This window comes from Pseudomonas sp. LD120, assembly GCF_009861525.1.
GTDB lineage: Bacteria > Pseudomonadota > Gammaproteobacteria > Pseudomonadales > Pseudomonadaceae > Aquipseudomonas.
On sequence record NZ_WVHL01000003.1, the window covers coordinates 1,063,693 to 1,077,435 of the forward strand.

Sequence of the window (13,743 nt, forward strand, 5' to 3'; positions counted from 1 at the left end):
ATTGTCATGGCCACTGCTGACACTCAAACCACTGAAAATACCGCGCAAGACGGTCATCCGCGCAAGCGCAAAGTCATGCTGCTGGGGCTGACGGCCATCGTCATCGCCGGCTGCTTGGGCGTGTTCGCCTGGCATGAACTGTATGGGCGTTGGAATGAAAGCACCGACGATGCTTATGTGAACGGCAACGTGGTGGAAATCACCCCGCTGGTCACCGGCACCGTGGTCAGCATCGGTGCCGACGACGGCGATCTGGTGCATGAAGGCCAAGTGCTGATCAACTTCGATCCCAACGATGCCCAGGTCGGCTTGCAAAGTGCCGAGGCCAACCTGGCCCGTACCGTGCGTCAGGTGCGGGGCTTGTACAGTAACGTCGATGGCATGCGAGCCCAGGTGGCGGCGCAGAAGGCCGAGGTGCAGAAAGCCCAGGAAAACTACAATCGCCGCAAGAACCTGGCGGCCAGCGGCGCGATTTCACAGGAAGAGTTGTCCCACGCTCGCGATGATCTGACCTCGGCGCGCAACGCCTTGGCCAACGCTCAGCAACAGCTCAACACCACCAATGCCTTGGTGGACGATACGGTGGTCTCCAACCACCCGGATGTACAGGCCGCCGCCGCGCAACTGCGTCAGGCCTACCTCACCAATGCCCGCAGCACTTTGATCGCACCGGTCACCGGTTATGTGGCCAAGCGCACGGTCCAACTGGGACAGCGGGTTCAGCCGGGCACGGCGCTGATGGCGGTGATTCCCCTGGATCAGTTGTGGATTGATGCCAACTTCAAGGAAACCCAATTGCGCGACATGCGCATTGGCCAGCCGGTGGACATCGAAGCGGATATCTACGGCAGTGACGTGAAGTACAGCGGCACCATCGACAGCCTCGGCGCCGGTACCGGCAGCGCCTTCGCCTTGCTGCCCGCACAGAACGCCACCGGCAACTGGATCAAGATCGTGCAGCGGGTGCCGGTGCGCATCCACATCAACGCCGAAGAGCTGGCTAAACATCCTCTGCGGGTAGGGTTGTCGACATTGGTGAACGTCAATCTGCGGGACCAGAGCGGACCGGTGTTAGCCCAGCAACCACCGCAGCAGGCGTCCTTCAGCACCAATGTCTACGACCGCCAGTTGGGTGAAGCCGATGCCTTGATCGCTCGGCTGATCCACGACAACAGCGCGACCATCGGCAAGACTGCCCAGCGCTGATTCGCCAATCCGTTAGCCCCGGCCTCCCTGGAGGTTGGGGAGCCAGCCCAGTCTTAAAGGATTCGCGATGAGCAATAACGCGTCTTTCACACCTCCCAGTCTGTTGTTGAGCACCATCGGTCTGTCATTGGCGACTTTTATGCAGGTGCTCGACACCACCATCGCCAACGTGGCGCTGCCGACGATTTCCGGCAACCTCGGCGTGAGTGCGGAGCAGGGTACGTGGGTGATTACCTCGTTCGCCGTGAGCAATGCTATTGCCTTGCCATTGACTGGCTGGCTGAGCCGGCGTTTCGGTGAGGTGAAGCTGTTTATCTGGGCCACCCTGCTGTTCGTGCTGGCCTCGTTTCTCTGTGGTATCTCTACTTCCATGCCCGAGCTGGTGGGGTTTCGGGTGCTGCAAGGGGTGGTAGCGGGGCCCTTGTACCCGATGACCCAGACCTTGCTGATTGCCGTCTATCCGCCTGCGAAAAGGGGCATGGCTCTGGCGCTGCTGGCGATGGTCACGGTGGTGGCACCGATTGCCGGGCCGATTCTCGGCGGTTGGATCACTGACAGCTACAGTTGGCCGTGGATCTTCTTTATCAACGTGCCTATCGGCCTGTTTGCCGCCTGGGTGGTCCAGCAGCAATTGAAGGCGCGTCCGGTGGTCACCAGTCGTCAGCCGATGGATTACATCGGCTTGCTCAGCCTGATTGTCGGCGTGGGCGCCTTGCAGATCGTCCTCGACAAGGGCAACGACCTGGACTGGTTTGAATCCAACTTCATCATCATCGGGACCCTGATCTCGGTGATTGCCCTGGCGGTGTTCGTGATCTGGGAAATGACGGACCGTCATCCGGTGGTCAATCTGCGGCTGTTCGCTCACCGCAACTTTCGCATTGGCACCATTGTGCTGGTGGGCGGATACGCGGGGTTCTTTGGCATCAACCTGATTTTGCCGCAGTGGCTGCAGACACAGATGGGCTACACCGCCACCTGGGCCGGTCTGGCGGTAGCGCCTATCGGCATTCTGCCGGTGCTGATGTCACCCTTTGTCGGCAAGTACGCCCACTCGTTCGACCTGCGCGTGCTGGCCGGTCTGGCGTTCCTGGCCATCGGCTTAAGCTGCTTTATGCGCGCCGGCTTCACCAATGAGGTGGACTTCCAGCACATTGCCCTGGTGCAGTTGTTCATGGGGATTGGCGTGGCGCTGTTCTTCATGCCGACCCTGAGCATCCTCATGTCGGACTTGCCGCCGCACCAGATCGCTGATGGCGCGGGTCTGGCAACCTTTCTGCGGACCCTGGGCGGTAGCTTTGCGGCGTCGCTGACCACCTGGATCTGGATCCGCCGTGCCGATCAGCATCATGCCTACATGAGTGAAAGCATGAGCATCTTCGATCCGGTGACCCGGGATGCGCTGAGCAATCTTGGTGGGGCGAGCAGCAAGGCTTACGCGCAACTGGATCAAGTTCTGACCAGTCAGGCGTACATGCTCTCGACGGTGGACTATTTCACCTTGCTGGGCTGGGGCTTCATGGGCTTGATTTTGCTGGTGTGTTTGGCCAAGCCCCCCTTTGCCGCGAAGGCCGGCCCGGCTTCGGCGGGGCATTGATGCCCATTGCCGGAGCAGGCTTGCCAGCGAAGGCGTCCGCAAGGGCTATGCAAGGCCAGCTGGCCGCTTTGCCGGCAAGCCTGGCTCCTACGCGAATGGCTTTGTTGTAGGAGCAGGCTTGTCAGCGGAAGAAGCGCCGCTCAAGGCGAGGCGGGCAACGCCAGCTGGGGAGGCACGAAATCGAACGCAGCCAGTTGGAAGCCGTGCTCGTCCACCTGTAATGCCCATCCCTGACGGTCCCAATCCCCCAGCACAATGCGCTTGGCGGCCTGCTCGCCAATCTGCAACTTGTGAATCGCCGGACGGTGGGTATGGCCGTGAACCAGGGTGCCGACTCCATGTTCGCGCATGATCCGCGGTATTTCGTCCGGGGTCACATCGACAATGTCGTTGGCCTTCATGCGGGTTTGGGCACGACTTTCGTTGCGCAGCTTGCGTGCCAGTTTGCGCCGGGTGCGTAAGGGCAGGTGGCGCAAAATCCACAGGCTCAGCGGGTTGCGCAGGTAGCGGCGCATGCGCATGTAGGCCTCGTCGCGGGTACACAAGCTATCGCCGTGCATCAGCAATACTGGTTCGCCGTAAAAGTCGACGACGCTGGGATCCTTGAGCAGGGTGGCGCCGGCCGCCTTGCAAAAGGCCTGGCCGAGCATGAAGTCGCGATTGCCGTGCATGAGGAAGACCTGCGTGCCGCTGTCGCTCAGTTCCCGCAGTGCCTGGCAGATGGAAAGTTGGTAGGGGGTCATGGCATCGTCGCCGATCCATACCTCGAAAAAGTCCCCGAGGATGTACAGCGCCTCGGCGGCGCGAGCGCGCCCACCGAGTAAATCCAGAAACGCCCGGGTAATGTCCGGGCGTGTATCAATCAGATGCAAATCTGAAATCAGCAGTATCACTCAATGATCTCGGCTTTCTCGATGATCACGTCTTCTGCGGGTACGTCCTGGTGGCCGGACTTCATGGTGGTGGCCACGCCTTTGATTTTGTCGACCACTTCGGTGCCGGCGATCACTTTGCCGAATACCGCGTAGCCCCAGCCCTGCACAGTCTTGCCGCTGTGGTTGAGGAAGCTGTTGTCGGCGACGTTGATGAAGAACTGTGCGGAGGCCGAATGCGGCTCCATGGTACGGGCCATGGCGACGGTGTACTTATCGTTGGAAAGGCCGTTGTCCGCTTCGTTCTGGATGCTTGGGCGCTTGTCTTTCTTTTCTTTCATGCCAGGTTCGAAACCGCCGCCCTGGATCATGAAGTTACCGATGACGCGGTGAAATACGGTGTTTTCATAGTGACCGGCTTTCACGTATTCGACGAAGTTGGCCACGGTCAACGGGGCTTTCTCGGCGTTCAGTTCCAGAACGATCTCGCCGTGGTTGGTGGTCAGTTTGACTTGGGTCATGGTCGGTACTCTTTTAAGGAGAAGCGTTTTCAAGAAAATCCTGGGTGGCGGGGCACGCATGCAACCCGCACCGGTTTGGCCGTCTTGCGGCCAAGGAGCGCAGTTTAGCGTGACAGCCACGAATTTCGAGGCTGTTTTTTCACTTGAGGGCCATTAATCGCCGCAGTTTTAAAGCTGTGCTCTGTCAGGCACTTGACAGCATCGGCTATGATATCCGTTTTGATTTACTAGGCCGTATCTGGCCGCGCACTTGTACGTTCAAGGATCCTATGAGCAAGCCCACTGTCGACCCTACCTCGAATTCCAAGACTGGACCGGCCGTACCGGTCAACTTCCTGCGCCCGATCATCCAGGCGGATCTGGACTCGGGTAAGCACACACAGATCGTGACGCGCTTCCCTCCGGAGCCCAACGGTTACCTGCACATTGGTCACGCCAAATCGATCTGTGTGAACTTCGGTCTGGCCCAGGAGTTCGGCGGCGTCACGCACCTGCGTTTCGACGACACCAACCCGGCCAAGGAAGACCAGGAATACATCGACGCCATTGAAAGCGACGTCAAGTGGCTGGGCTTCGAGTGGTCCGGCGAAGTGCGCTATGCCTCGCAGTACTTCGACCAGCTGCACGACTGGGCAGTGGAGCTGATCAAGGCGGGCAAGGCGTATGTCTGCGACCTGACTCCTGAACAGGCCAAGGAATACCGTGGCAGCCTCACCGAACCGGGCAAGAACAGCCCGTTCCGCGAGCGCTCGGTCGAAGAGAACCTGGACTGGTTCGCCCGCATGCGTGCCGGTGAATTCGCCGATGGCGCCCGGGTGCTGCGGGCCAAGATCGACATGGCCTCGCCGAACATGAACCTGCGCGACCCGATCATGTACCGGATCCGTCACGCTCATCACCACCAGACCGGTGACAAGTGGTGCATCTACCCCAACTACGACTTCACCCACGGTCAGTCGGACGCCATCGAAGGCATTACCCACTCGATCTGCACCCTGGAGTTCGAAAGCCATCGTCCGCTGTATGAGTGGTTCCTGGAGAACCTGCCGGTGCCGGCAACGCCGCGCCAGTATGAGTTCAGCCGCCTGAACCTGAACTACACCATCACCAGCAAGCGTAAGCTCAAGCAACTGGTGGACGAACAGCACGTCAATGGCTGGGACGACCCGCGCATGTCGACCCTGTCGGGCTTCCGTCGTCGTGGCTACACGCCGGCGTCGATCCGCAACTTCTGCGAGATGGTTGGCACCAACCGCTCTGATGGCGTGGTCGACTACGGCATGCTGGAATTCAGCATCCGCCAGGATCTGGACCAGAACGCACCCCGCGCCATGTGCGTGCTGCGTCCGTTGAAAGTTGTGATCACCAACTACCCGGAAGGCCAGGTCGAGAACCTCGAATTGCCGCGTCATCCGCAGAAAGAAGAACTGGGCGTGCGCCAGCTGCCGTTCGCCCGTGAAATCTACATCGACCGTGACGACTTCATGGAAGAGCCGCCGAAGGGCTACAAGCGCCTGGAGCCTAACGGTGAAGTGCGCCTGCGTGGCAGCTATGTGATCCGTGCTGACGAAGCGATCAAGGACGCCGAGGGCAATGTCGTCGAGCTGCGCTGCTCCTACGACCCGGACACCCTGGGCAAGAACCCTGAAGGCCGCAAGGTCAAAGGCGTGGTCCACTGGGTGCCGGCGGCCGCCAGCGTCGAGTGCGAAGTGCGTCTGTACGATCGACTGTTCCGTTCTCCGAACCCTGAGAAGGCCGAAGACAGCGCGAGTTTCCTGGACAACATCAACCCTGACTCCCTGCAAGTGCTCACTGGTTGTCGTGCCGAACCCTCGTTGGGCAACGCACAGCCGGAAGACCGTTTCCAGTTCGAGCGCGAAGGTTACTTCTGCGCCGATATCAAGGACTCGAAACCTGGTGCTCCGGTATTCAACCGTACCGTGACCCTGCGCGACTCTTGGGGTCAGTGATTCAGTCAAGGAACTAACGTGCTAACGATCTACAACACGCTCACCAAGAGCAAAGAAGTCTTCAAGCCTTTGGATGGCAACAAGGTGCGCATGTACGTGTGCGGCATGACCGTGTACGACTACTGCCACCTTGGGCACGGCCGCAGCATGGTGGCCTTCGACCTGATTACCCGCTGGTTGCGCTTCAGCGGGTATGACCTGACGTACGTGCGCAACATCACCGATATCGATGACAAGATCATCAATCGTGCCAATGAGAACGGTGAGTCCTTCGAGGCCTTGACCGAGCGCATGATCGCGGCGATGCACGAGGACGAGGCGCGGCTGAATATCCGCAAGCCGGACATGGAGCCGCGCGCTACGGATCACATTCCGGGCATGCACGCGATGATCCAGACCCTGATCGACAAGGGTTATGCCTACGCTCCGGGCAATGGCGACGTGTACTACCGTGTCGCCAAGTTCATGGGCTACGGCAAGCTGTCGCGCAAGAAGATCGAAGACCTGCGCATCGGTGCGCGTATCGAAGTCGACGAGTCGAAACAGGACCCGCTGGACTTCGTTCTGTGGAAAGCCGCCAAGCCGGGCGAGCCGAGCTGGGAATCGCCGTGGGGCGCCGGTCGTCCGGGCTGGCACATCGAGTGCTCGGTGATGTCCACCTGCTGCCTGGGCGAGACCTTCGACATTCATGGCGGTGGCAGCGATCTGGAGTTCCCGCACCACGAGAACGAGATTGCCCAGAGCGAGGCAGCGACCGGCAAGACCTACGCCAACGCCTGGATGCACTGCGGCATGATCCGCATCAATGGCGAGAAGATGTCCAAGTCCTTGAACAACTTCTTCACCATTCGCGACGTGCTCGACAAGTACCATCCGGAAGTGGTGCGTTACCTGCTGGTGGCCAGCCACTACCGCAGCGCCATCAACTACTCGGAAGACAACCTCAAGGACGCCAAGGGCGCGCTGGAGCGTTTCTATCACGCGCTCAAGGGCCTGCCAAAGGTCGCTCCGGCCGGTGGCGAAGCCTTCGTCGAACGTTTCACCCAGGTGATGAACGACGACTTCGGTACTCCGGAAGCTTGTGCCGTACTGTTCGAGATGGTGCGTGAGATCAACCGCCTGCGTGAGAGCGATATCGATGCGGCGGCGGGTCTGGCAGCGCGTCTGAAAGAGCTGGCCTGCGTGCTGGGCGTGCTGCAACTGGAAGCCGACGACTTCCTGCAGGCCGGTGCCGAAGGTCGGGTCGATGCGGCACAAGTCGAGGCGCTGATCCAGGCCCGTCTGGCGGCCCGTGCCAACAAGGACTGGGCCGAGTCCGACCGTATTCGCGATCAGATCACCGCCATGGGCGTGATTCTGGAAGACGGCAAGGGCGGTACGACCTGGCGCCTGGCTGACTAAGCTGGCGTTTGCTGCAACAAGAAACCCGCCTGGTGCGGGTTTTTTGTTGCCCTTCGAACAGTGCCGGATCAGGCCAGCGAGGCGAGGCGCTCCACTGTGTCCGGGTAGCGTTCCACCAGGCGCATCAAGGTCGTGGCCTGGGCGTTGGGTGTGGCGCGGCCTTGTTCCCAGTTTTCCAGGGTACGGGTGTTGGTGCGCAGGTACATGGCGAATACTGAACGCGAGAGGTTGAGTTGCTGGCGGATGTTCATCACCTCGGTGGCAGTGATGGGGGGCAGCTTGTCCAGCTTCACTTTATGGCTGCGCAGGGTGATCTTGCCCTGGCGTTCCTGGGTGAGGGCGTCGATGCCTTCTACCAGTTCGGAAAAGATGTCACGTTTGGTCATGTCTTCTGGCCTCGATTTCACGTTCCAGCCGTTGTTTGAGCTGTTGTCGCTGCTGCGGTAGCAGGTCGTCCATCTGCTCCTTGTCGAACAGGGTGAAGAGCCAGAACTGCGCCCCTCCGGACCACCAGTAATAGATCACTCTCAGCCCGCCACGCCTGCCCTTGTTGCGTCGCTCATCGACGAAACGCATCTTGCGCAAGCCGCCAGTGCCCTGAATCAGAACCCCTGCGTGCGGGTGGCGCAGCAACTCGATCTGCAGTTCGCAGAACAACTCGTCGTCAAGGAAGTGCTTTCGGTATCGTGCAAATGCCGGTAGTTCAATAAACAGAGCATGCATTTCATACGCTTCCTGCGTATAGACTGGATGACGCTGCAGCTTTGGTCAAGGCCCGCTGAGCGCCGCGTTTGATCTGGCAACAGTCTATGCCTGCGGCATTGGGCTGAATGTCGGACCGGGCCGACGTGACAGGAAGGGCGATTCCGAGTTTCGCTGGGAAGAGGGGAGGGCAGGGCCCTGAAATGCAAAACGGCACCCGAAGGTGCCGTTCTGTTTGTTGCGTTGAAACCTAAGCGATCAACCCGCCAGGCCGGAGTGCTGGACCAGGGTCAGCAGCGGTTGTGGGTATACGCCGAGGAAGAACGCCAGGACCGCGATGGCCAGCAGCATGACGCCACCGGCTTTCTGCTCCCAGTGCAGTTGGGCATCGACGCGGCGCAGGTTCGGCTCGATCAGGTACAGGGTGACCATCACTCGCAGGTAGTAGAAGACGCCGATGGCGCTGCCCATGACCAGGGAACCGACCAGCCACCATTGGTGCGCTTCGACACCGGTAGCGATGATGTAGAACTTGCCGATGAAGCCCGCGGTCAGCGGAATACCGGCCAGGGACAGCATCATCACGGTGAGGACGGCGGTCAGGTACGGACGGCGCCAGAACAGGCCGCGGTATTCGTACAGTGCGTCAGCGTCACGGCCTTTGTACGGCGAGGACATCAGGGTGATTACGCCGAAGGCTCCCAGGCTGGTGATCACATAGGTGACCAGGTACACGCCGATGGCTTCCATGGCCAGGCCCTTGCTGGCCACCAGGGCGATCAGCAGGTAACCGAAGTGGGCGATGGACGAGTAACCCAGCAGACGCTTGAGGTTGCTCTGGGTCAGCGCCAACAGGTTGCCCACCAGGATCGAGGCGATGGCGATCACGGTCAGCACGTTGCTCAGGACACCGCTGCTGGCCACTGGCGAGAGCTGGAACAGACGCACCAGTACCGCGAACACCGCCACCTTGCTGGCGGTGGCCAGGAAGGCGGCGACCGGGGCCGGGGCGCCTTCGTAGACGTCCGGAGTCCACAGGTGGAAAGGCACCAGCGACAGTTTGAAGGCCAGGCCGATCAGCATCATGCCCAGGCCCAGTTGCGCCAGCGGGCTTGGCAGCCCAGTGGCGGCCAGGGCTTGACCGATGCCGCTGAAGCTCAGGCTACCGGCTTCTGCGTAGAGCAAGGCCATGCCGAACAACAGGAAGCCCGAACCGGCGGCCGACAGCACCATGTACTTGATGCCGGCTTCCAGGGAGCGCTTGTTGAAGAAGGCATAGGCCACCAGGCCGTAGACCGGTACCGAGAGCAGTTCCAGGCCGATGAACAGGCCGGCCAGGTTCTGCGCGCTGACCAGTACCAGACCGCCGGCGGCGGCCAGCAGGATCAGCAGGTACAGCTCTTCGCGGTTGCCCGGGTAACCGCTGCTGCCGTCGCCGAGGTAGGCGTGGGCCAGGGTGACGCAGGCCAGGGTAGCCACCAGGATCAGGGCCATGTACAGGCAGGCGAACTGGTCGATCTGTAGCAGCGGGGTGACCGCCAGGGGGGCCACTTTCAGCACCGGGAAGATCGACAGCAATGCCAGGTTCAGACCCGCCACTGAGAGCAGGAAGGTCTGGGCGTGGTTGCGCCGCCAGGCGATCGCCAACATCACCACCACAAGGGTGGCGCTGGTGATCAGCAGCGGCGCCAAGGCTATAAAGTGTTGAATCGTAAAGTCCATAGCGCTCTTACCGGGCCGAAGCGAGTTGAGTGAAGGCGGTGCTGAGCCATTGCTGCACGCCATGCATGGTGGCGGCAGAGGTATCGAGGAACGGTTGCGGGTACACGCCGATGTAGATCAGCAGGACCGCCAGTCCCAGCACCATGATCAGTTCGCGAGCATCCATGCCGTGCAGCACCGCGTCCGACTTGGACGGGCCGAAGTAGGCACGGTGGATCATGATCAGCGAGTAGACCGAGCCGAACACCAGGCCGGACGTCGCAATCGCGGTGATCCATGGCGCACTGACGAAGGTACCGATCAGGATCAGGAACTCACCGACGAAGTTGCCGGTGCCCGGCAGGCCCAGGGAGGCGGCTGCGAAGAACAGGCTGATGGCCGGCAGGTAGGCGATACGCGACCACAGGCCGCCCATTTCACGCATGTCGCGGGTATGGGTGCGCTCGTACAGCTGGCCGCTGAGGATAAACAGCGCGGCGGCCGAAACACCGTGGGCCAGCATCTGGATCACCGCGCCCTGCAGGGCCTGCTGGCTGCCGGAGTAGATGCCGATCAGCACGAAGCCCATGTGGGACACGCTGGAGAAGGCGATCAGACGCTTGATGTCGGTCTGGGCGAAGGCCAGGAAGGCACCGTAGAAGATCCCGATCAGACCCAGGGTCATGGCGATCGGTGCGAACTCTGCCGAGGCGTTGGGGAACAGTGGCAGGGCGAAACGCAGCAGGCCGTAGGCCGCCGTCTTCAGCAGGATACCCGCCAGGTCCACGGAACCGGCAGTCGGTGCCTGGGCGTGAGCATCAGGCAGCCAGGAGTGGAATGGCACCACCGGCAGCTTCACCGCGAAGGCGATGAAGAAGCCGAGCATCAGGATGTACTCGGTGGCGGTGGACATCTTGGTCTTCAGCAACTGGGCGTAATCGAAGGTGATCACCCCGGTGTTGTTGAAGTTGACCAGCACCAGACCCAGGATCGCCACCAGCATGATCAGGCCGGAAGCCTGAGTGAAGATGAAGAACTTGGTCGCCGCGTAGATCCGGGTTTTCTTGCCGTCTGCCGAGCTGTGACCCCAGAGCGCGATGAGGAAATACATCGGCACCAGCATCATTTCCCAGAAGAAGAAGAACATGAACAGGTCCAGCGCCAGGAACACGCCGACCACACCGCCCAGGATCCACATCAGGTTCAGGTGGAAGAAGCCCACATGGCGCTGGATCTCTTTCCAGGAGCAGAGTACCGAGAGGATACCCAGCAGGCCGGTCAGCAGGATCATCAACAGCGACAGGCCGTCCAGCGCCAGGTGCACGTTGATGCCGAAGCGCTCGATCCAGACGTGCTTGAACTCGATGGCCCAAGTTGGATCGGCGCCAGGCGCCGGAGCAAATGAATAGTTACCGTGGGCCCACAGCCAGAGGCCGAGAGCGAGTTCCAGGGTCATGGTCAACAGCGCAATCCAGCGGGGGAGGGTGGCGCCGAAGCGCTCACCCAGCCAGCACAGAAGGCCGCCGATGAAGGGGATCAGGATTAGCCAAGGCAGAATCATGACGGGCTCAATTCCTTTCGCAAGTCGCAAGGTTCATATCAGACCGCTACCAGCACAATGGCGCCGATAACCAGTACGGCACCGGCTGCCATCGAGGCGGCGTACCAACGCAGTTGACCGGTCTCGGTACGGCTCAGGGCGTTGTGACCCCCTTTGGCCATACGCGGGATCAAACCGATGGTCTGATCGAGCGGGTCCTTGCGCAGTACATGGCTGATGGCCAGGTATGGCTTGACGAACAGTTTGTCGTAGATCCAGTCGAAGCCCCAGGCGGCGAACCACCAGGCCGAGAGCAGACGCCCGATGCCACTGTTGGCGATGGCGGTCACAACACGACGCTTGCCAAGGAACAACAGGGCAGCCAGCAGGATACCGGCCAGGGCGATGGCGCCCGAGGCGATTTCCAGGCTGTGCTTGGCTTCGCCACCGGCATGACCGGCGCTCAGCGGCAGTACACCATGCAGGGGCGGAGTGATCATCGCGCCGATCCCGGTGGACAGCACGATCAGCACCACCAGCGGCAGCCAGTGGGAGATACCGTGGCCGGCGTGGGCTTCGGTCTTGGCTTCACCGTGGAAGGTGATGAAGATCAGGCGGAAGGTGTACAGCGAGGTCATGAATGCACCCACCAGGCCGGCGTACAGCAAGCCGTGGTTACCGCTGGCGAAGGCTTCCCAGAGGATCTCGTCCTTGGAGTAGAAGCCTGCGGTCACCAGAGGCAGGGCCGCCAGGGCCGCGCCGCCAACGATGAAGCTGGCGTAGGCCAGAGGCAGTTTCTTCCACAGGCCGCCCATCTTGAAGATGTTCTGCTCGTGGTGGCAGGCAACGATCACCGCACCGGAAGCCAGGAACAGCAGGGCCTTGAAGAAGGCGTGGGTCATCAGGTGGAAAATCGCGCCGTCCCAGGCACCAACGCCCAGGGCCAGGAACATGTAGCCGATCTGGCTCATGGTGGAGTAGGCGAGGATCCGCTTGATGTCGGTCTGTACCAGCGCGGCGAAGCCTGCCAGGACCAGCGTCACACCACCGACCAGGCCGACCAGGTGCAGGACTTCCGGCGCCAGGGTGAACAGGCCGTGGGTACGGGCGATCAGGTAGACGCCGGCGGTGACCATGGTCGCGGCGTGGATCAGTGCCGAAACCGGGGTCGGACCGGCCATCGCGTCCGCCAGCCAGGTCTGCAGCGGCAGTTGTGCGGATTTACCCACGGCGCCACCCAGCAGCATCAGGGTCGCCAGGGTGATCCAGAAGTCGCCGGCCTGGAATTTCTGCGGTGCCAGCACCAGCAGTTCCTGGACGTTCAGCGTGCCCACCTGTTGGAACAGGATGAACAGGCCGATGGCCATGAACACGTCGCCGATGCGGGTGACGATGAAGGCCTTGAGTGCGGCGTTACCGTTGTTGCGGTTGCTGTAGTAGAAACCGATCAACAGGTAGGAGCACAGGCCCACGCCTTCCCAGCCGAAGTACAGGAACAACAGGTTATCGCCCAGCACCAGGAACAGCATGCTGGCGATAAACAGGTTGGTGTAGGCGAAGAAGCGCGAGTAGCCGGCTTCACCGCGCATGTACCAGGACGCGAACAGGTGGATCAAAAAGCCCACGCCCACCACCACACCCAGCATGGTCACGGACAGACCATCCAGGTACAGGGCGAAGTTCGGCGCGAAACCGTCCACCGACATCCACTGCCACAGCACCTGGGTGTAGTGGCCATCCGCTGGTGGCGCGACGTTGAATTGCCAGATCACGTAGGCGGCCACGATGGCCGATAGGCCAATGGAGCCGACGCCGATCAGGGCCGAGAGGTTTTCCGAGAGGCGTCCCCGGGAGAACGACAACAGCAGGAAACCGATCAGGGGGAATACGAAAGTCAGAAAGAGAAGGTTCATCCGCGCATCTCGCTGGCTGCATCGATATCGAGAGTGTGGAAGCGGCGGTACAGCTGCAGCAGGATCGCCAGGCCAATACTGGCCTCGGCGGCTGCCAGGCTGATCACCAGGATGAACATCACTTGTCCATCCGGTTGCGCCCAGCGGGCGCCCGCAACGATGAAGGCCAATGCCGAGGCGTTCATCATCACTTCCAGGCTCATCAACACGAAGAGGATGTTACGGCGGACCATCAGGCCGACCAGACCGAGGCAGAACAGGATGCCGGCAACCGCCAGACCATGTTCCATCGGGATAGTACCGAGAGGGATAGTAGGCAT

Annotated in this window: 12 protein-coding genes; 4 read left to right on the forward strand and 8 right to left on the reverse strand. The window is 61.0% G+C overall.

All coding sequences use genetic code 11. The features are described 5' to 3' along the window. The first annotated feature begins 6 nt into the window (after positions 1–6). Both PLD_RS10930 and PLD_RS10935 read left to right on the forward strand, forming a co-directional pair. A complete protein-coding gene (locus PLD_RS10930; protein WP_159892507.1) occupies positions 7–1,206 on the forward strand; it encodes an efflux RND transporter periplasmic adaptor subunit in 1,200 nt (399 codons plus the stop codon). Positions 1,207–1,273: 67 nt separating this feature from the next. Further along, positions 1,274–2,803: a DHA2 family efflux MFS transporter permease subunit gene (locus tag PLD_RS10935; RefSeq protein ID WP_159892509.1), complete on the forward strand. Its 1,530-nt coding sequence runs from the start codon at positions 1,274–1,276 to the stop codon at positions 2,801–2,803. A gap of 140 nt (positions 2,804–2,943) precedes the next feature. Here the strand turns inward: PLD_RS10935 and lpxH are convergent, their stop codons facing one another. Continuing rightward, positions 2,944–3,696 (reverse strand): UDP-2,3-diacylglucosamine diphosphatase, encoded by a 753-nt coding sequence (lpxH, locus tag PLD_RS10940; protein WP_159892511.1) that lies wholly within the window; start codon positions 3,694–3,696, stop codon positions 2,944–2,946. After that, complete coding sequence (locus PLD_RS10945; RefSeq protein ID WP_016965727.1) at positions 3,693–4,196, reverse strand: peptidylprolyl isomerase; 504 nt, start codon at positions 4,194–4,196, stop codon at positions 3,693–3,695. The genes lpxH and PLD_RS10945 overlap by 4 nt, the downstream gene beginning before the upstream one ends. Positions 4,197–4,465: 269 nt before the next feature. On the opposite strand from PLD_RS10945, the gene PLD_RS10950 reads away from it, so the two are divergent. Together PLD_RS10950 and cysS are read left to right on the forward strand one after the other, a co-directional pair. After that, positions 4,466–6,166: a glutamine--tRNA ligase/YqeY domain fusion protein gene (locus PLD_RS10950; protein WP_159892512.1), complete on the forward strand. Its 1,701-nt coding sequence runs from the start codon at positions 4,466–4,468 to the stop codon at positions 6,164–6,166. 18 nt (positions 6,167–6,184) lie between these two features. Next, entirely contained in the window at positions 6,185–7,567 is a 1,383-nt protein-coding gene (gene cysS / locus PLD_RS10955) for a cysteine--tRNA ligase (protein ID WP_159892514.1), read from the forward strand. Between the two features lie 68 nt (positions 7,568–7,635). On the opposite strand, the gene PLD_RS10960 is transcribed toward cysS, so the two are convergent. The 6 genes from PLD_RS10960 to nuoK all read right to left on the reverse strand — a co-directional run bounded on the left by PLD_RS10960 (position 7,636) and on the right by nuoK (position 13,743). Beyond that, positions 7,636–7,953, reverse strand: coding sequence for a DNA-binding transcriptional regulator (locus tag PLD_RS10960; RefSeq protein ID WP_102864712.1), 318 nt, complete (start codon positions 7,951–7,953; stop codon positions 7,636–7,638). Continuing rightward, positions 7,940–8,290, reverse strand: a complete 351-nt coding sequence (locus PLD_RS10965; protein ID WP_159892516.1) for a toxin — start codon at positions 8,288–8,290, stop codon at positions 7,940–7,942. Before PLD_RS10965 ends, PLD_RS10960 begins: the two co-directional genes overlap by 14 nt. A gap of 237 nt (positions 8,291–8,527) precedes the next feature. Continuing rightward, on the reverse strand, positions 8,528–9,991 hold the full coding sequence (gene nuoN, locus PLD_RS10970) for an NADH-quinone oxidoreductase subunit NuoN (RefSeq protein WP_015636299.1): 1,464 nt from the start codon (positions 9,989–9,991) through the stop codon (positions 8,528–8,530). A gap of 7 nt (positions 9,992–9,998) precedes the next feature. Next, entirely contained in the window at positions 9,999–11,531 is a 1,533-nt protein-coding gene (nuoM, locus tag PLD_RS10975) for an NADH-quinone oxidoreductase subunit M (protein ID WP_011062195.1), read from the reverse strand. Between the two features lie 38 nt (positions 11,532–11,569). Then, positions 11,570–13,423, reverse strand: a complete 1,854-nt coding sequence (gene nuoL, locus PLD_RS10980; protein ID WP_159892518.1) for an NADH-quinone oxidoreductase subunit L — start codon at positions 13,421–13,423, stop codon at positions 11,570–11,572. Further along, the gene (nuoK, locus tag PLD_RS10985; RefSeq protein ID WP_016964784.1) at positions 13,420–13,743 is read right to left on the reverse strand and encodes an NADH-quinone oxidoreductase subunit NuoK; all 324 of its coding nucleotides are present in this window, start codon (positions 13,741–13,743) and stop codon (positions 13,420–13,422) included. Before nuoK ends, nuoL begins: the two co-directional genes overlap by 4 nt.

Excerpts from the sequence above, each read along its gene's own strand:
- PLD_RS10930 (WP_159892507.1), top strand. The coding sequence starts at position 7 with ATGGCCACTGCTGACACTCAAACCACTGAAAATACCGCGCAAGACGGT.
- PLD_RS10935 (WP_159892509.1), top strand. The coding sequence starts at position 1,274 with ATGAGCAATAACGCGTCTTTCACACCTCCCAGTCTGTTGTTGAGCACC.
- PLD_RS10945 (WP_016965727.1), bottom strand. The coding sequence starts at position 4,196 with ATGACCCAAGTCAAACTGACCACCAACCACGGCGAGATCGTTCTGGAA.
- PLD_RS10950 (WP_159892512.1), top strand. The coding sequence starts at position 4,466 with ATGAGCAAGCCCACTGTCGACCCTACCTCGAATTCCAAGACTGGACCG.
- PLD_RS10960 (WP_102864712.1), bottom strand. The coding sequence starts at position 7,953 with ATGACCAAACGTGACATCTTTTCCGAACTGGTAGAAGGCATCGACGCC.
- PLD_RS10965 (WP_159892516.1), bottom strand. The coding sequence starts at position 8,290 with ATGCATGCTCTGTTTATTGAACTACCGGCATTTGCACGATACCGAAAG.
- nuoN (WP_015636299.1), bottom strand. The coding sequence starts at position 9,991 with ATGGACTTTACGATTCAACACTTTATAGCCTTGGCGCCGCTGCTGATC.
- nuoM (WP_011062195.1), bottom strand. The coding sequence starts at position 11,531 with ATGATTCTGCCTTGGCTAATCCTGATCCCCTTCATCGGCGGCCTTCTG.
- nuoL (WP_159892518.1), bottom strand. The coding sequence starts at position 13,423 with ATGAACCTTCTCTTTCTGACTTTCGTATTCCCCCTGATCGGTTTCCTG.
- nuoK (WP_016964784.1), bottom strand. The coding sequence starts at position 13,743 with ATGCCTACTATCCCTCTCGGTACTATCCCGATGGAACATGGTCTGGCG.